This window comes from Rhodoplanes roseus, assembly GCF_003258865.1.
Classification (GTDB): domain Bacteria; phylum Pseudomonadota; class Alphaproteobacteria; order Rhizobiales; family Xanthobacteraceae; genus Rhodoplanes; species Rhodoplanes roseus.
This window is the reverse complement of the sequence record NZ_NPEX01000868.1, coordinates 1-264: the sequence shown is the minus strand read 5'-3', so window position 1 is coordinate 264 and position 264 is coordinate 1. Positions and strand designations below refer to the sequence as shown.

The following is a 264-nucleotide window of genomic DNA, read 5'->3' as shown; positions in this document are numbered from 1 at the left end:
CGGCGATCGGGCGCTGGAGACCCTTCGCCGGAATGGAGCGCTCGCCGACGATGTTGCCGCTCGACGGATCGACCGCGATCAGCTTCTCGTCGTTCGAAACCGCCCAAAGCGTCCCGCCTGCGAGCATCGGCCCGACCCAGGGGGAGAAGAAACGCTTCTTGCGCACCACCGGAAGGTCGGTTTGCCAGAAGATTTTGCCGGTGCGGCGGTCAAGTGCCACCATACGGTCCTGCAAATCGATCAGAAAGAGCGCGTTGCCGGAAA

1 protein-coding gene is annotated in these 264 nt (G+C 63.3%); it reads right to left on the bottom strand.

What is annotated here, in order from left to right:
* On the bottom strand, positions 1 to 264 hold a 264-nt coding region (locus tag CH341_RS32785; protein WP_146604795.1), incomplete at both ends, for an outer membrane protein assembly factor BamB family protein.